The organism is Chromobacterium haemolyticum, from assembly GCF_009936155.1.
Taxonomy (GTDB): domain Bacteria; phylum Pseudomonadota; class Gammaproteobacteria; order Burkholderiales; family Chromobacteriaceae; genus Chromobacterium; species Chromobacterium haemolyticum.
In genome coordinates this window covers 304,151-326,076 of the sequence record NZ_AP019312.1, presented here as the reverse complement: position 1 = coordinate 326,076, position 21,926 = coordinate 304,151, and the positions used below count along the sequence as shown (strand labels likewise).

At 63.4% G+C, this 21,926-nt stretch carries 21 protein-coding genes; 13 read left to right on the top strand and 8 right to left on the bottom strand.

What is annotated here, in order from left to right; translation table 11 throughout:
• Position 1: 1 nt before the first annotated feature.
• Complete coding sequence (locus tag GYH29_RS01455; protein WP_043592359.1) at positions 2-1,612, bottom strand: FMN-binding glutamate synthase family protein; 1,611 nt, start codon at positions 1,610-1,612, stop codon at positions 2-4.
• 238 nt (positions 1,613-1,850) lie between these two features.
• Between GYH29_RS01455 and GYH29_RS01450 the strand changes: the two genes are divergently transcribed.
• The 3 genes from GYH29_RS01450 (at position 1,851) to GYH29_RS01440 (ending at position 5,766) form a co-directional block, all read left to right on the top strand.
• Positions 1,851-2,738, top strand: coding sequence for a phytanoyl-CoA dioxygenase family protein (locus tag GYH29_RS01450; protein ID WP_052052105.1), 888 nt, complete (start codon positions 1,851-1,853; stop codon positions 2,736-2,738).
• Positions 2,739-2,859: 121 nt separating this feature from the next.
• Positions 2,860-4,524, top strand: a complete 1,665-nt coding sequence (locus tag GYH29_RS01445) for an acid phosphatase (RefSeq protein ID WP_161523082.1) — start codon at positions 2,860-2,862, stop codon at positions 4,522-4,524.
• Positions 4,525-5,316: 792 nt separating this feature from the next.
• Positions 5,317-5,766 carry a hypothetical protein gene (locus GYH29_RS01440; RefSeq protein WP_043592361.1) on the top strand — a complete coding sequence of 150 codons (450 nt, stop codon included), beginning with the start codon at positions 5,317-5,319 and terminating at the stop codon, positions 5,764-5,766.
• A gap of 114 nt (positions 5,767-5,880) precedes the next feature.
• Here the strand turns inward: GYH29_RS01440 and GYH29_RS01435 are convergent, their stop codons facing one another.
• Genes GYH29_RS01435 through GYH29_RS01420 form a run of 4 tightly spaced genes read right to left on the bottom strand, consistent with a single transcriptional unit; the run spans position 5,881 to position 9,706 of the window.
• Positions 5,881-6,957: a sulfate/molybdate ABC transporter ATP-binding protein gene (locus GYH29_RS01435; protein ID WP_019103751.1), complete on the bottom strand. Its 1,077-nt coding sequence runs from the start codon at positions 6,955-6,957 to the stop codon at positions 5,881-5,883.
• Positions 6,954-7,850, bottom strand: coding sequence for a sulfate ABC transporter permease subunit CysW (cysW, locus tag GYH29_RS01430; RefSeq protein ID WP_019103752.1), 897 nt, complete (start codon positions 7,848-7,850; stop codon positions 6,954-6,956). Before cysW ends, GYH29_RS01435 begins: the two co-directional genes overlap by 4 nt.
• Before the next feature lies 1 nt (position 7,851).
• Positions 7,852-8,709 carry a sulfate ABC transporter permease subunit CysT gene (cysT, locus tag GYH29_RS01425; protein WP_019103753.1) on the bottom strand — a complete coding sequence of 286 codons (858 nt, stop codon included), beginning with the start codon at positions 8,707-8,709 and terminating at the stop codon, positions 7,852-7,854.
• 4 nt (positions 8,710-8,713) lie between these two features.
• On the bottom strand, positions 8,714-9,706 hold the full coding sequence (locus GYH29_RS01420) for a sulfate ABC transporter substrate-binding protein (protein ID WP_161523081.1): 993 nt from the start codon (positions 9,704-9,706) through the stop codon (positions 8,714-8,716).
• 209 nt (positions 9,707-9,915) lie between these two features.
• Here GYH29_RS01420 and GYH29_RS01415 point away from each other — a divergent pair, with 209 nt between their 5' ends.
• From GYH29_RS01415 to GYH29_RS01385, 7 genes are all read left to right on the top strand, one after another.
• Positions 9,916-11,175 (top strand): glutamate-5-semialdehyde dehydrogenase, encoded by a 1,260-nt coding sequence (locus GYH29_RS01415; RefSeq protein ID WP_161523080.1) that lies wholly within the window; start codon positions 9,916-9,918, stop codon positions 11,173-11,175.
• 125 nt (positions 11,176-11,300) lie between these two features.
• Positions 11,301-11,777: a WbuC family cupin fold metalloprotein gene (locus GYH29_RS01410; protein WP_019103756.1), complete on the top strand. Its 477-nt coding sequence runs from the start codon at positions 11,301-11,303 to the stop codon at positions 11,775-11,777.
• A 71-nt stretch (positions 11,778-11,848) separates the two neighbouring features.
• Positions 11,849-12,271, top strand: a complete 423-nt coding sequence (locus GYH29_RS01405) for a DUF2214 family protein (protein WP_019103757.1) — start codon at positions 11,849-11,851, stop codon at positions 12,269-12,271.
• Positions 12,272-12,419: 148 nt separating this feature from the next.
• Positions 12,420-12,803: a hypothetical protein gene (locus GYH29_RS01400; protein WP_043592362.1), complete on the top strand. Its 384-nt coding sequence runs from the start codon at positions 12,420-12,422 to the stop codon at positions 12,801-12,803.
• A gap of 297 nt (positions 12,804-13,100) precedes the next feature.
• A complete protein-coding gene (locus GYH29_RS01395; protein WP_019103759.1) occupies positions 13,101-14,492 on the top strand; it encodes a DUF2252 domain-containing protein in 1,392 nt (463 codons plus the stop codon).
• 186 nt (positions 14,493-14,678) lie between these two features.
• Entirely contained in the window at positions 14,679-16,286 is a 1,608-nt protein-coding gene (locus tag GYH29_RS01390) for a methyl-accepting chemotaxis protein (RefSeq protein ID WP_019103760.1), read from the top strand.
• A gap of 251 nt (positions 16,287-16,537) precedes the next feature.
• On the top strand, positions 16,538-17,887 hold the full coding sequence (locus GYH29_RS01385; RefSeq protein ID WP_161523079.1) for a glutamine synthetase family protein: 1,350 nt from the start codon (positions 16,538-16,540) through the stop codon (positions 17,885-17,887).
• A gap of 68 nt (positions 17,888-17,955) precedes the next feature.
• Here the strand turns inward: GYH29_RS01385 and GYH29_RS01380 are convergent, their stop codons facing one another.
• A complete protein-coding gene (locus GYH29_RS01380; protein WP_161523078.1) occupies positions 17,956-18,276 on the bottom strand; it encodes a hypothetical protein in 321 nt (106 codons plus the stop codon).
• A gap of 168 nt (positions 18,277-18,444) precedes the next feature.
• On the opposite strand from GYH29_RS01380, the gene GYH29_RS01375 reads away from it, so the two are divergent.
• Positions 18,445-18,921 (top strand): universal stress protein, encoded by a 477-nt coding sequence (locus GYH29_RS01375; protein ID WP_107732960.1) that lies wholly within the window; start codon positions 18,445-18,447, stop codon positions 18,919-18,921.
• 59 nt (positions 18,922-18,980) lie between these two features.
• Here the strand turns inward: GYH29_RS01375 and GYH29_RS01370 are convergent, their stop codons facing one another.
• Positions 18,981-19,727: a TlyA family RNA methyltransferase gene (locus GYH29_RS01370; RefSeq protein WP_043635529.1), complete on the bottom strand. Its 747-nt coding sequence runs from the start codon at positions 19,725-19,727 to the stop codon at positions 18,981-18,983.
• Positions 19,728-19,899: 172 nt separating this feature from the next.
• Between GYH29_RS01370 and GYH29_RS01365 the strand changes: the two genes are divergently transcribed.
• Both GYH29_RS01365 and GYH29_RS01360 read left to right on the top strand, forming a co-directional pair.
• On the top strand, positions 19,900-20,541 hold the full coding sequence (locus tag GYH29_RS01365; RefSeq protein ID WP_019103765.1) for a YceH family protein: 642 nt from the start codon (positions 19,900-19,902) through the stop codon (positions 20,539-20,541).
• Positions 20,542-20,633: 92 nt separating this feature from the next.
• Positions 20,634-21,173: a YfaZ family outer membrane protein gene (locus GYH29_RS01360; protein WP_081574401.1), complete on the top strand. Its 540-nt coding sequence runs from the start codon at positions 20,634-20,636 to the stop codon at positions 21,171-21,173.
• A 68-nt stretch (positions 21,174-21,241) separates the two neighbouring features.
• Here GYH29_RS01360 and GYH29_RS01355 read toward each other — a convergent pair whose 3' ends face one another.
• Entirely contained in the window at positions 21,242-21,622 is a 381-nt protein-coding gene (locus tag GYH29_RS01355) for a cupin domain-containing protein (RefSeq protein WP_161523077.1), read from the bottom strand.
• Positions 21,623-21,926 lie beyond the last annotated feature (304 nt).

Below are 21,926 nucleotides of genomic sequence, written 5' to 3'. Positions count from 1 at the left end.
CTCAGACAGGCTGCGCCTCGAAGCTGTCCGCCCGCGCCATCTGCCACATGCGGCCGTAGAACGCCGCCTTGATCTCCGGCTCCAGCAACTCGCCCGGCTGCAAAAAGACGTGCAGCTGCGAAAACAGCCTGATCTCGGTGTCGCTGACGCGGCGCACCAAATGGTGCGGCCGCAACTGCGACGGGTGCTCCAGCCCGGCCGAGGCCAGCATCTCCGCCAGCGCCTTCATGGTGTTGCGATGAAAATGGAACACTCGATCCGCCTTGTCCGGCACCACCAGCGCGCGCTGACGCAGCGCGTCCTGCGTCGCCACCCCGGTGGGGCAACGGTTGGTGTGACAGCTCTGGCTTTGGATGCAGCCGATGGCGAACATGAAGCCGCGCGCGGAATTGGCCCAGTCCGCGCCTATCGCCAGCACGCTGGCGATGTCGAAAGCGCTGACCAGCTTGCCGCTGGCGCCGATCTTGATCTTGTCCCGCAGATTCAAGCCCACCAGCACATTGTGGACAAACAGCAAACCTTCGCGCAGCGGCACGCCGATATGGTCGGTGAACTCCAGCGGCGCCGCCCCCGTGCCGCCTTCCTTGCCGTCCACCACGATGAAGTCCGGCAGAATCCCCGTTTCCAGCATCGCCTTGGCAATGCCCATGAACTCCCACGGATGACCCAGACAAAACTTGAAGCCCACCGGCTTGCCGCCGGACAGCTCACGCAGCCGGGCGATGAAGCGCATCAGCTCGATCGGCGTTGAAAACGCGCTGTGGCGCGACGGCGACACGCAATCCTGCCCCAACGGCACGCCGCGGGTGGCGGCGATTTCCGGCGTCACCTTGTGCTTGGGCAAAATGCCGCCGTGGCCGGGCTTGGCGCCCTGGCTCAGCTTGATCTCTACCATCTTCACCTGTGGATTGCGCGCCTGTTCGGCAAAGCGCTCCGCATCGAAACCGCCGGCCGCGTCTCGGCAGCCGAAATAGCCGCTGCCCAGCTCCCACACCAGCGCGCCGCCATGCTCCAAGTGATAAGGGCTGATGCTGCCCTCGCCGGTGTCGTGGTAGAAATCGCCGCGCTGCGCGCCCTGATTCAAGGCGCGGATGGCGTTGGCGCTGAGCGCGCCAAAGCTCATCGCCGACACATTGAACAAAGAAGCCGAATACGGCTGGCTGCACTGCGGGCCGCCGATTTCCACGCGAAAACCGGCCGGATCGCTCAGCGGCGCCGGCCGCATCGAATGACTGATGAACTCGAAACCTGGCTGATACACATCGATCAAGGTGCCGAACGGCTTGTCCGCGCCCTCGTTTTTGGCCCGCGCGTACACCAAAGAACGCTGAGCGCGCGAGAACGGCAGTTGCTCGCGGTCGGACTCCAGCAGGTACTGGCGGATTTCCGGGCGAATGCTTTCCACCAGGTAACGGATATTGCCCAGAATCGGATAGTTGCGACGCACCGCATGGCGAGTTTGCAGCAAATCGAACACCCCCAGCAGCGTCAACGCGGCGGCGGCCAGCGTGAACGGCCACAACCACTCATAGTGAACGAAGGGCAAGCTGAACAGCGTGAACAACAGGCAACAGGAGAAAAAAGCGTAGCGGCTCAACAAGGACACACTCATGTGGACTCCAGACTGGGGTGGCGGGGAAGGCTCAGGGTAAGGTCGACAACCCGCCGGACACAAGGCGCGGCAGGCGCGAATTCACATTAATAAATACATTCACTATAAAGATAATCTATCACCTGACCTAAAGGCCGGCTCCGCAGGCACGGTAAATATCCAGAAGATAACATCTCTCGACATCCACACCGCCGCGGCCCTGCCGCCGGTTCTTTAATAAAACGATGGAACCCAAGACATGCCCTGCCTGCAACGCTTCCTCCCGGACACCGCTCCGGAAACCCTGATCGCCGCGCTAGAACAAGACGGCGGCATCGTGATAGAACATCTGTTGACCCCGGATGGCCTGGCGCAGTTCCGCTCCCAGCTGCAACCGCTGCTGGACCGCTCCTCCCCCTGCCAGGGCGACTTCTACGGCTACGCCACCCGCAGGATCAGCGGCCTGATAGAACGCGTGCCCGTCACCCGCGAACTCGCCATCCACCCCTTGATCCTGCAAGTGATGGACGCCTTCCTGCTGCGCGGCTGCCGCGAATACCAGCTCAACCTCACCCAGGCCATCAGCATCGGCCCCGGCGAACCGCGTCAATTCCTGCACAGCGACGACCTGATGTTTCCCGGCACCGCGCCCGGATCGGAAAAAATGATCAACTGCATGTACGCGTTGGACGACTTCACCGAACAGAACGGCGCCACCTGCGTAGTGCCCGGCAGCCACCGCTGGCCGGAACCGCGCGATCCCAAGCCGGAAGAAGTCATCAGCGCCGCCATGCCCGCCGGCTCGGTGCTGATCTATCTGGGCTCGCTGATCCACGGCGGCGGCGCCAACCAGAGCGCACAAGCGCGCACCGGCGTCGTCATCAGCTACAACCTGGGCTGGCTGCGCCAGGCGGAGAACCAATACCTCGCCGTCTCCCGGGAACTGGCCCGCACGCTGCCGCCGCGGTTGCAACGGCTGCTGGGTTACTTTGTCCACGCGCCCAACCTTGGCAGCATAGACGGCCGCGACCCGATAGAACTGCTGCGCGACCAGCCGCCGGCGGACGCGCTGTTCCGCGAATTCCTGCCGGAGGAAATTATCCAACCGCTGGCGGAAGCGCGCGCCGCCGCGTTGCGCATCGATTAATCTTAATCTCCGCACGCCGACATCCCGCCGCAATACCGCGGCGGGATGATGGACAATGGAACACGCCGGCCATCCGGCTGACGCGCGCCGCCACCGCACTCTCTAGACCAAGGATCACAGCATGAACGCCAGCGAAGATCAGGACAGCCCGCAGCAAGCCGAAACGGACGCCCCGCAAGACCCTTCCCGCCGCCGCCTGTTCGAAGGCCTGGCCGCCATCGGCGCTAGCTGTGCGCTGCCCACGGCGGCGGCAACGCCGTCCGGCCATCCACGCCGCGGCCAGCTGGACGCCTTGCTCAAGGCCAATATCAAGAATGTGGTGGTGATCTACCTGGAAAACCGCAGCTTCAACAACCTCTACGGCAACTTCCCCGGCGTGGCCCAGCCGCTAAGCGCCGTCAAGCCGGAGCAGGCGTTGCAAAACGACCGCGACGGCCGCCCGCTGTCCGGCCTGCCCAAGATCTGGGGCGGCCTGGTGCCCACCGGCCAGACCGTGGCCGGCAAGCGCTACTTCATCGAAGAAAAAGACATCCACGGCCTACCCAACGCGCCGTTCCCGCTGAAAGATGCCGAAGGCCAGCCCTTGCCGGAAGCGGTGATCACCCGCGACCTCTGCCATCTGTTCTATCACAACCAGATGCAGATCAACGACGGCCGCAACGACCAGTTCGTCGCCTGGGCCGATTCCGGCGCGCTGGTGATGGGCCACTACCCGGACACCGCGCGCACCCTCAATCAATGGCAGATCGCCCGCCGCTTCACCCTGTGCGACAACTTCTTCATGGCGGCCTTCGGCGGCTCCTACCTCAATCACCAGTTCCTGATCGCCGCGCGCACCCCGGAATACTTCAACGCCGCCAACACCCCCGCCAAGAAAAAAATCGCCGTGCTGGCCGACGGCCCCACCGGCCGCCGGCTGGCGCTGGACCCCAAGTCCCCGGCCTCGGCGCTGGACGGCCCGCCCAAATTCGTCAATAACGGCGCCATCACCCCGGACGGCTACGCGGTCAACACCATGGCCCCGCCCTACCAACCCAGCTTCGTGCGGCCGGCGGAAGGCGGCGACAACCGCTATGCCGACCCGCAAGACCCCAGCACCCTGCCGCCGCAAAGCTACCGCACCATAGGCGATCTCTTGTCCGAAAAACACATCGGCTGGGCCTGGTACGGCGGCAGCTGGCAGGCGGCGCTGGACGGCAAGGGCGGCGGCGACGCGCCCAACTTCCAATATCATCACCAGCCCTTCAACTACTTCCGCCAGTTCGCGCCCGGCAGCGCCGCCCGCGAGCGCCATCTGCTGGACGGCGGCCTGGGCGATAGCCCGATTTCCAACCGCTTCATCGCCGACGCCGTGGCCGGCAAACTGCCCGCGGTGGCCTTCTACAAACCGCAGGGGAATCTGAACATGCACGCCGGTTATTCCGACGTGGAGTCCGGCGACCGTCACGTGGCCAATGTGTTGCAGCATTTGATGAGCGGGCCGCAATGGAAGCACATGCTGGTGGTGATCACCCATGACGAGAACGGTGGCTGGTGGGACCATGTGGCGCCGCCGCAGGGGGACCGCTGGGGGCCGGGTTCGCGGATTCCGGCGATCATCGTGTCGCCGTTCGCCAAGCGCGGGCATGTGGATCACACCTTTTACGATACGACGTCCATCATCCGTTTCATCAGCCGGCTGCATGATTTGCCGGAGTTGGAGGGGGTGAGCGCGCGCAATGCGGCCTTCCGCGCGCGCGGCGCGCAGCCGCCGGGGGATTTGACCGGGGCTTTGGTATTTGCGTGAGGGGATTGTTGCATCCGCTTTGCGGATGATGTTTCAAGAAGAAACCACGTAGCCGACGCGCCCCCAGTCCCTTCAAGCCTGCCGACGGGTGGCAGGCCCGAGGTCTTAAGCGGCTACCTGTTCGAGCAGCGCGACGGTAGCGCGCTGCGAGTTCAGCCGCGCCTCGGGCCTGACGGGCCCCGGCGGGAAGCCGTAGGCCAGGCTTGCAGGGCGGCCTTTGGGGTGAAGGGGAATTTGGCCGCGCAAATTCCCCTTCCTGCCCGCCGGGCAGCCCCGGCAATGAAAATCATCATCCGCGCAGCGGATTCAAAACCCTCTCACCTAACCAAACTCACCACGTCGCCTTGATCCACCCCTTTTCCTCGGCAACAATCCCAGCCTTGCTACGTCATTTGGCAGGCGCATGGAGGGAGAGTGTAATGCACTCACCGGTTTGGAGTTCACTCGGTACGCCAATCCCGCTACGCGCTTGCCTAATCCTCACCCGCACACCTTGCTGAACCAGCCACACCGCCTTGACCCCAAGCACTCCCTCAGGAACAATCCCCACGTTGCCGCCCACATGCGGCACACGGGATTGGCGTCTCGTTTCCGAAGTCGACAAGCCAACGCAGCATGCTGCGTTGGCTGCTTTATCCATGGCAAAGCCATTTTGGCAGGCGCATGGTGGGAGAGTGCTATGCACTCGCCGGCTAGACTTCGGACCGGTACGCCAATCCTGCCACGCGCCTGCCTAATACCTCAGCTTCCCCCGGCAGGTGGTTTATCTTGTGTCACAGCAGGAGAAACACCATGCATCACGCTCAAAACTTTCCCCGTCGTCGCCGCTACAAACTGCACTCGCTGGAACAGCAGGAAGCCCTGCTCCCCTTTGTTCGCTTCTGCCCCGGCCGCACCTATCGGCATTACTGGCAAATGCCCGCGCCCCGCAAGGATTACCCCGCCGACAGCGCCTACGGCCGCGAATGCGCGGCTCACCTGTTGCAATGGATGAAGGACAACCGCGAATACGTTGGCAAAGGCCTGCTCAGCCGCGTGGCGCGGGACATCGACTTTGACGACCGCGACGGACGCGGCCAGTGGATGGGCTTTTTCAACTATCTGGAAATCATGATGCTGTTGGGCGCGGACCGGGTCCGGGTTTACCGCCATGTAGATAGCCAACACCAGCTCTACCTGGTGCTGGGACAACGGCTCAAGCTGGAAGCGCGCTTCCGCCGCATCCGCCTGCGAAACCGCTAAGCGCCTTGCGGTGGGTGGAGCCGCAGGCGATACCCACCAACAAGCTAGACCAACCATCGTTCAAACAAAAAACGCCCCGGTTTCCGGGGCGTTTTGAATGAAGACGACAAGCTCTCAGATCACGTAATCCTGACCTTCCTGTTTGGCGAACACCGACAGCTTCTTCGGCGTCACGTACAGGCTGTCGCCGGGCAAGACGCCCAACTCGCGGTAACGCTCCTTGCTCACCGCCGCCTCAATGCTCCGGCCGTCGGCCTGCACCAGTTCCACCCTCACGATGGGCCCCACCGCGTGAATATGCTCCACCGTGCCCTGCGCCAGCGCGCCGTCGGCCTGGCGCGACAGATCCAGATCATGCGGGCGCACATAGGCCACCGCCTCGTCGCCGCTGGCCAGGCTCAGCCCTTCCAGCGCATGGGCGTAGCCGCCAATCTGCAATTGCCCGCGCTCGATGCGGCCGTGGAACAGGTTCACATCGCCCAGGAACTGGGTGACAAAGGGGGTGGCCGGGTTTTCGTAGATGTCGTCCGGGCGGCCCACTTGCTCGATGTGGCCGTGGTCCATCACCACTACCCGGTCCGACACTTCCAGCGCCTCTTCCTGATCGTGAGTGACGAACACGCTGGTGATGTGCATATCGTTGTGCAGGTCGCGCAGCCAACGGCGCAAGTCCTTGCGCACCTTGGCGTCCAGCGCGCCGAAGGGTTCGTCCAGCAGCAGCACCTTGGGCTCCACCGCCAGCGAACGCGCCAGGGCGATGCGCTGACGCTGGCCGCCGGACAGCTGGCCGGGATAGGCGTCCGCCAGCCAGTCCAGCTGCACCATTTTCAGCAGCTGCATTACTTTGTCGCGGATTTCGTCTTTGCCAGGCCGGCTCTTGCGCGGCTTGACGCTGAGGCCGAAGGCCACGTTGTCGAACACCGTCATGTGGCGGAACAACGCGTAATGCTGGAACACGAAGCCCACTTCGCGCTCGGCCACGTGGGTGTGGGTGGCGTCGGCGCCGGCAAACAGCACTTGCCCGGCGTCCGGCTGTTCCAGGCCGGCGATGATGCGCAGCAAGGTGGTCTTGCCGCAGCCGGACGGCCCCAGCAGCGCCAGCAGTTCGCCGGCCTCCACGTTGAGGCTGACATTGTCCAGCGCGACGAAGTCGCCGAACTGTTTGCGGATATTGCGGATTTCTATGCTCATGCGGGCTGGTCCTTAGCTATGGCGCGGCCGGCGGCGGCCAGGCGAGCGGCCGCGCTGCGTTCCGCGGCGGCGTCGCTCTGTCGCGCCATCCGCCACTCCACCAGGCTCTTGACGCCCAGGGTGACCAGGGCGAGGAAGGCCAAGAGCGAAGCGCAGGCGAAGGCGCCGACGAAGTTGTACTCGTTGTACAGGATTTCTACATGCAGCGGAATGGTGTTGGTCTGGCCGCGGATATGGCCGGAAACCACGCTCACCGCGCCGAATTCCCCCATCGCGCGGGCATTGGTCAGGATCACGCCGTAGAGCAGGCCCCATTTGACATTGGGGAGGGTGACGCGCCAAAAGGTTTGCCATCCAGACGCGCCCAACACCAGCGCCGCCTGCTCCTCGTCCGCGCCTTGCGCCTGCATCAGCGGAATCAGTTCGCGGGCCACGAAGGGGAAGGTGACGAAGACGGTGGCCAACACGATGCCGGGGACGGCGAAGATCACTTGCAGGCCATGCTGTTGCAGCCAGCCGCCCAGCGCGGTGTTGACGCCGAACAAGAGCACGTACATCAGGCCGGCCACCACCGGCGACACCGCGAACGGCAGGTCGATCAGCGTGGTCAGGAAACTCTTGCCGCGGAATTCAAAACGAGCAATGGCCCAGGCCGCCGCTACGCCGAACACCAGGTTCAGCGGCACGGCGATGACGGCGGCGATCAAGGTCAGCTTGATCGCCGCCAGCGCGTCCGGCTCGGTCAGCGCTGCCAGGTACAGGTCCCAACCTTTGCGGAAAGCTTCCCAGAACACCGCCAACAGCGGCACCAACAGGAACAGGAACAAAAAGACCAAGGCCAGGCCGGTCAACAGATAGCGCACCAGGCGCGATTCAGTGGTCAGGCTTTGCATATCATTTACCCGCGCCGTGGCGGCGCGCGGCCCACCATTGGATGAGGTTGATGGCGAAAAGAATCAGGAAGGAGATGGCCAGCATCACCAGCGCCACCGCTACCGCGCCGTGCTGGTCGAACTGGTCCAGCTTGGCGGCGATGATCAGCGGGGCGATTTCCGACACCATGGGGATATTGCCGGCAATGAAGATCACCGAGCCGTATTCGCCGGTGGCGCGAGCGAAGGCCATCGCGCCGCCGGTAATCAAGGCCGGCAGCGCCGCCGGGAAGATCACGCGCCGGAAGATGTCCCAGCGCCCGGCGCCCAGGCAGGTGGCGGCTTCTTCCAGTTCGCGCTCCAGGTCTTCCAACACCGGCTGCACCGTGCGCACCACAAAGGGCAGGCCGATGAAGGTCAACGCCACGATGATGCCCAGCGGGGTGAACGACACTTTCAGGCCCAGCGGCTCCAGGTATTGGCCTATCCAGCCGTTGGGCGCGTACAGCGTGGTCAGCGCGATGCCGGCCACGGCGGTGGGCAGCGCGAACGGCAGGTCCACCAACGCGTCAATCAGCCGTTTGCCGGGAAAGCGGTAACGCACCAGCACCCAGGCCACCAGAAAGCCGAACAGCAGATTGATCAGCGCGGCGATGCCGGCGGAGACGAAGGACAGGCGGATGGCGGCGACCACGCGCTCATGGGCCACCGCATCGACGAAGGCCGCCCAGCCCATGCCGTGCGCGGACCACAGCAGCGCGGCGAAGGGCAACAGCACGATCAGGCCCAGCCAGAACAGGGTGATGCCGAAGGACAGGCCGAAGCCGGGCAGCACCGAGTGGCGCTTATTGATCAGATTAAAGCCGCTGGCCGCCATCATGCGCTCATTTCTTGCTGAAGATCTGGTCGAAGCTGCCGCCGTCGGCGAAATGCTTCTGGTTGACCGCGGCCCAGGAGCCGAACACGCTGGCCACGGTGAAGGTCTTCACCGCCGGGAAGCGGGAGGCGAACTGCTTGGCCACCACCGGGTCTTGCGGACGCAGGTAGTTTTCCGCGGCCAGTTTCTGGCCATCCGGGCTCCACAAGTATTGCAGATAGGCTTCCGCCTGCTTGCGGCTGCCCTTGCGGTCCACCACCTTGTCCACCACCGACACCGGGTTCTCGGCCAGCACCGACAGGCTGGGGTAAACCACTTCAAAGCCGCCGCGGCCGAATTCGCGGGCGATCATTTCCGCCTCGTTCTCGAAGGTCACCAACACATCGCCGATCTGGCGCTGCATGAAGGTAGTGGTGGCGGCGCGGCCGCCGCCGTCCAGCACAGGCACGTTCTTGAAGATTTTGCCCACTAGGTCCTGGGCCTTGGCCTCATTGCCGCCCGGCTGCTTCAAGGCATAGCCCCAGGCCGCCAGGTAGCTGTAACGGCCGTTGCCGGAAGTCTTGGGATTGGGAATAACCACTTTCAAACCCGGCTTGGCCAGGTCGCTCCAGTCGCGCACTTGCTGCGGGTTGCCCTTGCGCACCAGGAACACGATGGTGGAGGTGAACGGCACCGCGTGGTTGGGCAGCCGGCTGGCCCAGTTGGCCGGCACCAAGCCCTTGCCCGCCAGCAAGTCGATATCGGTGGCCTGGTTCATGGTGATCACATCGGCGGCCAGGCCGTTGGCCACCGCCAGCGCCTGCTTGCTGGAGCCGCCGTGCGACTGTTGCAGGGTGACGGTTTCGCCGGTCTTGGCCTTATAGGCTTTCTGGAAAGCCGGGTTGTAGTCCTTGTAGAAGTCGCGCATCACGTCATAGGACACGTTGAGCAGAGTGGCGTCGGCCAGCGCGGAGCCGGTCGCGGCCAGCAACAGTGCGGCCAGGGCAAGGCGGAGCTTCATGGACAGACCTTTTCTTAATGGATGATCGGCGATGTTCCCGACTATACCCAAGGACTGTTATATCCATAAATAATATTGTGAAATACTCTTATCCCTCAATCATCTAACAAAACCAACCCGCCCCCAAGGCGTTCCCGCTCTGGCCCCCCTCCCCGCTTTGGTTTACTCTCAGAGTCAATTCTCTATTCTGGCTCTCGGAAGTTTCCACGATGAACGTCAAAGACTATATGCAACAGACGGGCAAGGCCGCCCGCAAGGCCAGCCGCGAGCTGGCCCGCGCAGACACCGCGCAGAAAAACCGCGCGCTGCTGGCGATGGCTGACGCCATCCTACGCGATCAGTCCAAGCTGTTGGACGCCAATGCTCAGGACATGGAGGCGGCGCGCAAGGCCGGCTTGGAACCGGCGCTGCTGGAGCGGCTGGCTTTGACTGAGAAAACCATCGTCGGCATGGCCGAAGGGCTACGCCAAATCGCCGCACTGCCGGACCCGGTGGGCGAGGTCAGCGAGATGGCCTACCGGCCGTCCGGCATTCAGCTAGGCAAGATGCGGGTGCCGCTGGGCGTGGTGGGCATCATTTACGAGGCGCGTCCCAACGTCACCGCCGACGCCGCCGGCCTGTGCCTGAAATCCGGCAACGCCGCTTTGCTGCGCGGCGGTTCCGAGGCCTTCCACAGCAATCAGGCTATCGCCGCCTGCGTGCACGAAGGCCTGCGCGCGGCCGGACTGTCGGCGGAAGCGGTGCAGGTGCTGGCCACCACCGACCGCGCCGCGGTAGGCGAGTTGATCACCATGCCGCAATACGTGGACGTGATCGTGCCGCGCGGCGGCAAGGGCCTGATCGCCCGCATCAGCGCCGAAGCGCGGGTGCCGGTGATCAAGCATCTGGACGGCAACTGTCATGTCTACATTGACGACACCGCCAGCCCGGACAAAGCTTTCGACATCGCTCTAAACGCCAAGACCCACCGCTACGGCACCTGCAACACCATGGAAACCCTGCTGGTGCACACCGCCTTCGCGGAATTCATCCTGCCGCGCCTGGCCGAGGCCTATTGGGAAAAAGACGTGGAGCTGCGCGGTTGTGAACGCACGCGCGCCATCCTGGGCGACAAGGTTCGGCCGGCCAGCGACGAGGACTGGGCCAGCGAATATCTGGCGCCCATTCTAGCCATCAAGGTGGTCAAAGACCTTGACGAGGCCATCGAGCATATCAATCACTGGGGCAGCCACCACACCGACGCCATCGTGTCCGAGGACTACGGGCGCACGCGCCGCTTCCTGCGCGAGGTGGACTCCGCCAGCGTGATGGTCAACGCCTCCACCCGCTTCGCCGACGGTTTCGAATACGGGCTGGGCGCGGAAATCGGCATTTCCACCGACAAGATCCACGCGCGCGGCCCAGTGGGCCTGACCGGCCTGACCAGCCAGAAATGGATCGTGCTGGGCGACGGCCAGATCCGTTCCTGATTTCGCCGCCTTGGGAGCCGGCCGCGTGGCAGGCTTCTCGCTCTGGCGGGACACACACCGCCGGCCTCGCTGCCGGCGGCGTTTTCATTGATAATCGCTGCTTTGCTTCCCTACCGGGCGATTCCATGCTGACCCTGAACCAACAAGACCTGGCCGCGCTGTCGGCCAAAGCCGCCTGTGCGCCGCGCCTGCGCGCCAACCAGAATTTCCACGCTCAACTGGAAGACCCCATCCAGCGCCTGGCCATCGCCATGGAGCCGGACACCTACGTGCGCCCGCACCGCCACGACCACAGCTGGGAAATGTTGATCGCGCTCAGCGGCGCCTTCGAGGTGATCGTGTTCGACGAGGCCGGCGTGGTGCAAGGCCGCCATCGCCTGGGCGAAGACGGCGCCAAGGTGTTCGAAATGCCGGCCAACACCTGGCATTCCGTGGTGTCGCTGCTGCCGGGCAGCGTGGTGTTTGAAGTCAAGCACGGCCCCTACCTGCCCTTGCAGCCGCAAAACCAGGCGGCCTGGTCGCCAGCCGAAGGCTCCGAGCGCGTGCCGGCGATGCTGGATTTCCTGCGCCGCGCCCAAGCGGGCCAGCGCTTCGACAGCTAAGCAAATAAGCTTGCCAGCCGCCGCGCCCCTGTTTACCGTGTAGGGCATCTCTTGGGGACGGGAGGCAAACCATGTTGTGGCACTGGCTGCTGGCAAGCTTGCATCTACTGGCTTTGGGCGCCGGCCTGGCCGCGCTATGGAGCCGCGCCGGCCTGCTGCGCCAGCGGCAATTCCCCAGCCAGACCTCTCAGCTATTCCGCAGCCATCGCTGGTGGCTGCTGGCGCTGATGCTGTGGACCATCAGCGGCTTGGGCCTGCTCTCGCTAGACCCCTCCCGTCTGCAACATCCGCTTTTCATTCTCAAACTGCTGACCTTGACCCCGCTGCTGCTGCTGGAAGTCCGCGCCTCCCGCGGTCTGATGCGTTGGCAAAGTCAGCTGCGCATCCAGCGCAGCCTGGAACTGCGCGGCGCCGATTCGCTGGCGCGCAGCAGCTATTGGCAAATCTGGCTGCTGCTCGCCGTCGTCGGCGAATCCGTCGCGCTACACGGGTGAAGCCCCGTTCACGCTCGTAGACTTTGAGCCGGTTCTGGACGCTCCTCGGACCTCAAACTCCTTAACACCTGCAACTGGCCTCACTCGAACTTGCGTGCGCCGCGGCGTTTCCAATCCTGGTACGTCGTCCTTCACGCAAGTAAAAGCCATGCCCAATCTGATCGAACACTGCAAATCCCTATTGCTGCAAACCGCGCTCGGCGTCGCCCTGAGCTGCGCGGTGGTGCCGGCGCTCGCCAACCTGAACGACCCGGTCGCCACGCTGAAAGCCAAAGCGCCTCCGCCCGTCGTCGCCACCTGCCTGGACGAGCGCATGCGCAAGCTGCGCATTCCCAGCGAATACATCGAACGCGAACGCGGCAAAGACCGCGGAGAAACCGTGCGTCTGACCAATCCCGCCACTAATAAAGACGGACTGGAAATCCTCATCCGCCCGGACGGCGACGCCAGCAAGCTAACGGTGAACACCCACGGCCTTAGCTACAGCAAGGCATGGCGCAAACTGGTCAATGACTGCGCGCAACGCGGCTGACGTCTCCCCCCCCCTGCGGGCCTGTGGACAGTGCTGTCCGCAGCCCCGCCGCTGTGGAAAGTGTGCGCAAACTGTGCACAAATCTGTGGATAAAATAATAAAAACCCCGGCAGACGCCCGGTTTGATTGCGTCCGCTTGCCTTTCTACTTTGTGCACAACTTCTGGAACGCCCGCCGCGCTGTGCGCAATGTGGATGAAACGGGGACAACTTTGTGGATAAACCTAGCCGCCGCTGCCACCTGACAAAAATTCTCCAGCGGTTACACTGGACAGGAGATCTTTGTCCAGGAGCCCGCATGTCCAATTACCACGCCAAGTACGAATTGCACTACGCCGCCGGCAAGGCGCTGCGTCAATCCTGCTCCCGCACCCTGCAAGCGGAAAACCGGCTCAGCGCGCCGCGCGACGTGGTGGCCATGGTGGAGCAAACCTCTCAGGGGCGGGTGCAAGGCCTGATTCCGCTGCGCTACAGCCGAATGCAGGTATCTCCGTTCACCTTTTTCCGCGGCTTCGCCATGATCCAGGCCGCCGACTTGGCCGCCAACCCTTCCAGCGGCTTGAAGCTGCAGATCTGCGGCGACGCCCACCTGATGAACTACGGCTTCTTCGCCTCCCCCGAGCGGCAACTGATCTTCGACATCAACGACTTCGACGAAACCCACCACGGCCCATGGGAGTGGGATTTGAAACGGCTGGCGGTCAGCCTAGTGCTGGCCGCGCGCGGCCAGGGCTTCAGCGAAAGCCAGGCGCGGGACATGGTGAGCCGCGCCAGCGAGGTCTACCGCCGCCGCGTCAACGAGTACGCCCGCATGGGCCAATTGGAGCTGTGGTACACCAAGGTGGGCTTCGAGCAATTGCTGGAGCGCGCGCCCACCGACGCCATCCGCCAGCAAATGCTCAAGCTCTCCGACAAGGCCAGGCATCAGACCCAAGAAAAGCTGCTGCCCAAGATGACTGAGCTGGAGGACGGCACACTGCGGCTGCGCGACAACCCACCAGTGATCTTCCACCTGCACGACAAGAACACCCTGCTGGACAACGACGACAGCTGGCTGTCCACCTCCGACGCCGAGGCCTTGGTCAAGCCGATGCTGGACAACTACATCGCCACTCTGAAGGAAGACCGTCGCCAGTTGCTGGAGCGTTTCCGGCTTGTGGATTGCGCGTTCAAGGTAGTGGGCGTGGGCAGCGTGGGCACCCGCTGTCTGGTGATGCTGTTGCAGGACAATTTCGACCAACCGCTGTTCCTGCAATTGAAGGAGGCGCGCTCTTCGGTGCTGGAGCCCTACACCCAGGCCTGCGTGCATGGCCATCAGGGCAAGCGAGTCGTGTTTGGCCAACGCCTGATGCAAGCCGCCAGCGACCTGTTCCTGGGTTGGACCACCGGCCCCGCCGGCCGCCACTTCTACGTGCGCCAGCTGCGCGACATGAAGGCCGCGCCGTCGCTGGAAGCCTTCGCCACGCCGGAGGCGCTAACCGCCTACGGCCAGGCCTGCGCCTGGGCGCTGGCGCGGGCGCATTCCAAATCCGGCGGCCAAGCCGCCCAGCTGGCGGGCTATGTGGGCGACAGCGACAGGTTGGACCAGGCCATCGCCGACTACGCGCTGGCCTACGCGGATCAGGTAGAGGCCGATTACCAAGTGTTCAAGGCCGCCATCGCCAGCGGACGGCTGCAAGTCCACGACTAAAAACCCGCAACGGCGCCGCCAGCAGCGGCGCCAAGCCTACCGTATTAATACCAAACCCTTGATCTTGCTGCTTGTAATGTCATAAAACCATACTACAACAGGCGATAATCCCGGTCCTGCTCTTGCCGCCGGCAAAGGCAGTACTACCGCCCAAAATCAGACATCCACCTTCGAAAAGCGAACATCATGCGGGTCAATACCAGACTGTTCATCATCATGGCGGCCAGCCTGCTGGCTCTGCTCAGCATCGCGGCCGTGGCGCTGCTCTCCACCCGCGCCACGCTGGTCCAGGAAAAGCGCGAGCAAATCACCCACCTGCTGCGCATGGCCGAAGGCACGATGAGCCACTTCCAAAAGCTGGAAGAAAAAGGCCTGCCGCGCGCCGACGCCCAAAAACAAGCCATCGCCGCGCTCAACGCGCTCAAGGTGGATGACATCTACTTCTTCGGCCGCAATCCGCAAAACGTGGTGATGTTCCACCCCAACAAGGACCGGGTGGGCAAGGTGGACATGGGCAGCACGCTGCCGGACGGCCGCACCACGGTGGCGGTGTATGAAGAGGCGCTGCAGAAGGACCACTACGGCCTGGTGACCATCCAGACCTCGCGCAAGGGCAGCAAGGAAGAGTTTCCCAAACTCAACGGCGTGGTGCGCTTCGAGCCTTGGGGCTGGATGGTGGGCACCGGCATTTTCATCGACGACATCGACCAACTGTTCTGGAGTCAGGCGCGCACGCTGCTGATCATCGCCGCCATCGGCATGATCACGCTGGCCGGGCTGATCCTGCTGGTGTCGCGCAGCATCATGCAATCTCTGGGCGGCGACCCCAACTACGCCGCGCAGGTGGTCAAGGCCATCGCCGACGGCGACCTGGGCACCGACATCGCGGTGCAGGGCCCGCCGCACAGCCTGCTGGCGGCGATGCGCGAAATGCAGCTGAAACTACGCCAGATGATAGAAGAGATCCGCCTGGCGGCCACCAATATCAACCAGGCCAGCCGCCAGCTGTCCAGCGACATGGACAAGGTGCACGAAGTGTCCGGCGTGGCCAGCTCCTCCACCAGTTCCGCCGCCGCCGCCATTGAACAGCTGTCGGTCAGCATCGACCACGTCACCGCCAGCGCTCGCGACACCGAGTCCGGCTCGCGCGGCACCGTGGAACTGGCGCGCCAAGGCGAAGCGCTGGCCGCCCAGGCTGCCGACGGCATCCGCAATATCGCCGGCCAAGTGCATGCGGCCAGCGATATGGTGGGCAAACTAGCCGAGCGCACCCGCAACATCAGCGGCATCGCCGAGACCATACGCGATATCGCCAACCAGACTAATCTGCTGGCGCTGAACGCCGCCATCGAAGCCGCCCGCGCCGGCGAAACCGGCCGCGGCTTCGCGGTGGTGGCCGACGAGGTGCGCAAACTGGCCGAACGCACCGCCACCGCCACCGATGAAATCTCCACCATCGTGCAAGCGGTGGTTAGCGAAACCGGCAGCGTATCCAACCAGATGGACGACATCCGTCCGGCGGTGGAGGGCGGCGTTGAACAGGTGCAGCAGGCGGCCCAGACCCTGGACGCCATCAGCAAGCAAGCCAGCCAGGCGCTGGAGAACGTGCACAATGTCGTAGTGGCGATGGGCGAACAAAGCCAGGCCGGCACCAATATCGCCGGCAATGTCGAACAGGTGGCCGGCGTGGTGGAGGAAACCCAGAACTCGGTCAGCAACGCAGTGCAAGCAGTACGCGCCATCGATCAGCAGGCGGATACATTGCAGCAGACCGTGGGCCGCTTCCGCCTCTAAAAGCCTGTTTTCGATCTGCTGCGCTGCGGCTAGACCGATAGAAAAGGGCGTTGAAAACACGCTCCAAGCCTTTCCCTCCCCCAAGCCCCGGTCCGCCGGGGCTTTTTGCCGCCTTCATTCCGAGCTTGCCCTCCCGCCCCTGCCTGATGGCATAATGGCCGCAGAGCAAACGCTCCAAAAATAAAACCACGCCACGGACAGACAGACCCAAACATGCAAACAATAACGCGCAAGCGCATCGGGAGAGACTCATGTCCCAGGCCACCATCCCGGCGGACTTGGCCGAATGGCTGATTCAACAGAATGTTCGTGACGTAGAACTGGCTTTCGCCGACGTGCACGGTTTTGCCCGCGGCAAAACCCTGCCGGCCAAAGCCTTCATCAAGGGGCAACCGCTGCGCATTGCGCGGGCGGTGCCCATTCAAAGCTGCATAGGGGAGTTTCCGGACTACCGCTTCTACGGCGAGCACGATCCCGACGTCACCCTGGCGCCGGACTTCGCCACTCTGCGCCAGGTGCCTTGGGCCAAGACCCCGCGCGCCAGCGTGATCTGCGACTGCGTCGATCACGACGGCAACCTCACGCCGCTGGCGCCGCGCTCGGCGCTGAAAGCGGTGCTGGCGCGCTACGCGGCGCTAGGCTGGACGCCGGTGGTGGCGCCGGAGCTGGAGTTCTACATCTTCGCCGCCCACGGCGACCCGCAACAGCCGTTTCAACCTCCAACGCTGCGCAGCGGCCGCCGCGAAGCCGGCTTCGACTCCTTCAGCTTCTCCTCGCTCAACGATCTGGAAGCTTATTTCGACGATCTGTACCGCGCCTGCGAGATGCTGGGCATCGCCACCGACACCTTCGTCCACGAGATGGGCCCCAGCCAGTTTGAAATCAATCTCAAACACGGCGACGCGCTGGCGCTGGCCGACCAAACCTTCCTGTTCAAGACCGCGCTGAAGGAGATAGGCAACCTCCATGGCCTCAGCGTGGTGTGCATGGCCAAGCCGCTGCCGGGCCAGCCGGGCAGTTCGATGCACCTGCACCAAAGCGTTGTGGACCAGCGCGGCGACAATGTGTTCAGCCGCGCCGACGGTGAAGCCTCGGACACTTTCCACGGCTTCATCGCCGGACTGCAGCGTTATCTGCCGGAACTGATGCCCTTGTTCTGCCCCAGTCCCAACTCCTATCGCCGCTTCGTCAAGGGCATGGCCGCGCCGGTCAACCTGAGCTGGGGTCTGGACAATCGCTCGGTGGGGCTGCGGGTGCCGGTGTCCGGCCCCGAAGGCCGCCGCGTGGAAAACCGGCTGCCCGGCTGCGACGCCAACCCCTATTTGTCGCTGGCGGCCAGCCTGGGCGCCGGCCTGTTGGGCATTGAAGAGCGCTTGCGGCCCAGCGAGCCCGCCACCGGCAATGTATTCAAAAGCGAACGCGCCAGCCTGCCCAACACCCTGGACGCGGCTTGCGAGGCCATGGCCGGCGGCGACGCCGCCAAGCGGCTGTTCGGCGTGGAGTTCAGCGCCGCCTATCTCGCGGTGAAGGAGGTGGAACTGAGCCACTACCATAGCCAGATTACGCCGTGGGAGCGTCAATACCTGGGCCTGCTGGCCTGAGAGCCCATTCATCAATACAAACAGGCCCGTTTCTGCGGGCCTGTTTTCATTTTCTCGCGCCGAAAACCTCAGCTCCGGCTCAATAATAGCCGTCTCGCCAGCAGCTCGATCGCCTCATCGCGGCTGACCGGCACGTTACCGCGATATTGCTCGGCCACTATCCACTTTTCCACCGCGGCGCGATCGCCGCGCGCGGCCTTGAGCAACACGCCGAAAGCCATCCCCGTGGAATGCTCCGGCGGCTCCACCGCGCGGATCTGAGTATTCAAGGCGTACACCTTGTCCTCGGCCCTCGTCCTTTTGACCTGGCGCGGCGCGCGGCGCGAGTACAAAATCCACCCCAGCAAAGCCAGCAAGCACGAGCCGATGATCAATAGAAAAACAAGCATTTCAAATCAAACCTTTAACTGAAGATTGAATTGTAAAACACCGCCCAGCCCCTTCGTCAATGCTTTGCGCCAGGTCAAGCCCGGCCTATGCCGACTTGGCCTGAGCAGGCCTCCGCGATATGCTGTCACGATAGCCCTCCGTCTCACCAGCCATAAAGGACATCGAACATGTACCAACACATCATCGCCGCGCTGGACGGCAGCAGCAATTCGGACAAGGCGCTGCTGGAGGCCATTCGCATCGCCAAGTTCTGCAAAGCCAGCCTGACGCTGTTCCACATCGCCAGCCTGCGCGACCTGGCGGTGGAAGGCGTCGGCCTGCTCGGCACCCACGAACTACACGATCAAGCCTTCCGCGACGGCAACCGCGTGCTGGAACACGCACGTAAGCAAGCAGTGGAAGCCGGCGTGGAACAAGTGCAGATCCACATGGCGGAAAGCTGGGACGGCGGCGCCGACATGGTGGAACTGCTGGTGCGCTATGCGGACAGCCACAACGCCAATCTGGTCGTGCTCGGCACGCATGGCCGCAGCGGCATCGCCCACCTGTTGCTGGGCAGCTTCGCCCAAAACCTGCTGCGTCGGGCCAACTGTCCGGTCATGGTGTTGCGCAGCGAACAAAGCGAATTCGGCCAAGCGGAATAATAACCGCGACGCGCGGCCGTGGCGATGCCTTCATCATAAAAAGCTTCGCCTCGCGCCGCTCAGCGTTTGCGCGCGTAGATGAAAAACTCGCGGTTGCCGTCGCCGCCTGTGATCGGGCTGTCGAACCACTTCAACAGCTCGAACCCCTGCTCCCGCACGGCTTCGCTGATTTTTTCCCTCACTCGCGGATACAGACTCTCGTCGCGTACGATACCCCCTCTGGCCAAACCTTCGCGTCCCACCTCGAACTGCGGCTTCACCAGGCTGAGCAGATGCCCGCCGGGACGGATCAAGGGCAGCGCCGACGGCAACACCAGGGTCAGGGAAATAAAGGACACGTCGCATACCATCAGGTCGAAGGGCAGCCCGTCATTGGCCGCCAACAAGGCGGCGTGGTCCAACGCCCTGGCGTTTACGCCTTCGAAATAACGAACGCGCGCGTCCGTCCGCAGCCGCGGATGCAATTGATCGTGGCCCACGTCCACCCCCACCACCCTCCGCGCGCCTTGTTGCAGCAGGCAATCGCTAAAACCGCCAGTGGACTGGCCCACATCCAAAGCCAGCGCGTCGCGCGGGTCCAGGCCGGACGACTCCAAAGCGCCCAGCATTTTCAGCCCACCGCGCGAGACGAAACGATCGGACGGATCGGCGGCGATATCGAAACGGCTGCCCGGCGCGCATTTCTGGCTGGGCTTGCTCACCAGCGCGCCATCGCAACTGACCCGCCCGGCGGCGATCAAGTTTTGCGCCGCCGTGCGCGAAGCCGCCAGGCCTAGTTCCACCAGCAACACGTCCACTCGCGTCATAGCGCTCTCCCAACCATCGACAAAACCGCACAGCGTGGCAAGCGCGCCAGCCGCTGTCAAGCCAAGGTCACGATCTCACCGTGCGGAGGCCCCTCCAACCGCGCTAGAATCGCTATATGCCAACCCGGCCCGCCGCCGCCCCCGGCGTCGGCAGCCTCAAGCGGAGACATGGATGGACACACATCAACTGGAAGCGCATGAAGTGCGCGTGCTGGGCGCCCTGATGGAAAAACAGGCGCTGACCCCGGACGCCTACCCGATGACCTTGAACGGTCTTGCCTCGGCCTGCAATCAGCTGACCAGTCGCGAACCAGTGATGCAACTGTCCGAAGCCGACATCAGCGCGGCGCTGGACAGCCTGATCGCCAAGAAACTGGTGAACGAGCGGCTGCCGGCCGGCAGCCGGGTAGCCAAGTACGAGCACAGGCTCAATTACGAATGGAATATCGAAGGCGCGCGGCTGGCCGCTCTGGCGCTGCTGATGTTGCGCGGGCCGCAGACAGCGGCGGAGATCCGCACCCGCTCAGGCCGCATCTACGGCTTCAGCGGCGTGGAGGAAGTTGAAATCGCGCTCAACGCGCTGGCCGACAAATACCCGCCGCTGGTGCTGAAGCTGGAACGCCAGCCCGGCGAACGCGAGGCGCGCTGGGCTCACTTGCTCAGCGGCGAACCGCCGTCTTTGCCGGCCGCAGGCGACAACGGCTGCGGCGTGATCGAAGTGGGCATGGCCGGCCGCGTCGCCGCGCTGGAAGCGGAAGTGGCCGCCCTCAAGACCCGGCTGCTGGAACTGGAAAATCTGCTCGCCAGCGAATGATCCGCACAAGAAATATTGGGTGGAATGCGAACTTGTAATTTAAAAAGCGGTCACTTCCCTTGTTGTCTAACTCACCCAAGAGAAGTGACCCCATGAAAACTCTGCAACTGGGCGCCACCGCCGCGCTGCTCTCCCTGGCTGCCGCCGCTGCCCACGCCGCCGATTACAGCTTCATCGCCGGCAAGGATTTCCAGCAATTCAGCCGCACCCCGCAAGGACTGGGCCTGGGTCTTTCCATCGACTACCTGAACAGCGACCACAAGGGCAACGCCGGCGGCGCCGGCCTGGAGTTCGCGATTCCGCTGGGCCCGGTCACCCTGGCCGGCGGCGGCAAGCTGATGAGCCTGAACCCGGATAGCGGTTCCGGCACCGCAGCCTTGCTGGGCGGCCGCGCCAACATCCAGCTGGCGCCCAAGGTCAGCCTCTACGGCCAGGCCTATTACGCCGGCGACAGCATGGCCAGCGGCAGCGTCAAGAACGTCAGCGACCTCGCCGCCGGCGTGCGCTGGAATCCGATCGGCCCGTTCACCGTCGAAGCCGGCTACCGCTACTTCGACATCGAACGCAAGGACGGCAACCGCAACCGCCGCTTGGCCGACGGCATGTACATCGGCGCCGGCTTCACTTTTTAAGCTCAGCGCCTCCCCCACAAAAAACAGCCCCGCAGTGCGGGGCTGTCTCGCTTTTCCGGGCAACCGCCCTATTCCCGGTCCCGCGGCTGCCGCGGCTCGAACACCGCATACGTCTTGCAAGCCGGCTCAAGCACTTGCCAGGTGCCTACAAAGCCGGCGGGGATCACAAAGTGGTCGCCCTGCGCCAACTCCACGCTGTGCCCGGCCTCGTCGCTGACCCGCACCCGGCCTTGCAGCAAGGTGCAGAACTCATGTTCGCTGTAGCGCACTTTCCAGCTGCCCAGACCACCGCTCCAAATGCCGGCGTGAAACTGGCCGCTGGGATCGGAATAATGGTTGGTCACGCTTTGCCGGCACTCGCCGGCGATGCGGCGATCTTCGGCCGCCACAAACGATTCCAACGCCACGTCGTGACGCTGGAACACAATGATATCGCAGGCCTGTTTCATCGCTCTGCTCTCCATGGTTGTTTGAAATTTTCAACACAATGCCATGAGTTGATCAAAATACTCAAGCATCCATAAGATTCAAGCCTCCATCCTCACTTCGTCGCCTCCTCCAAAACGCCCATCCTCCTTCATTCGCGCATCAGCGACTCCAAATCATTCCATTTAATTCATATACATACAAACTATTAATAAAGTAAATTTTTAAACAAATGGAATATCGAATGTCATGGGTGTATCATGCTGGCTTTTGATTTGTAGAATATTCACAAGTGAACTATCAAGGCTGTGTATGACGGCAGCCAGA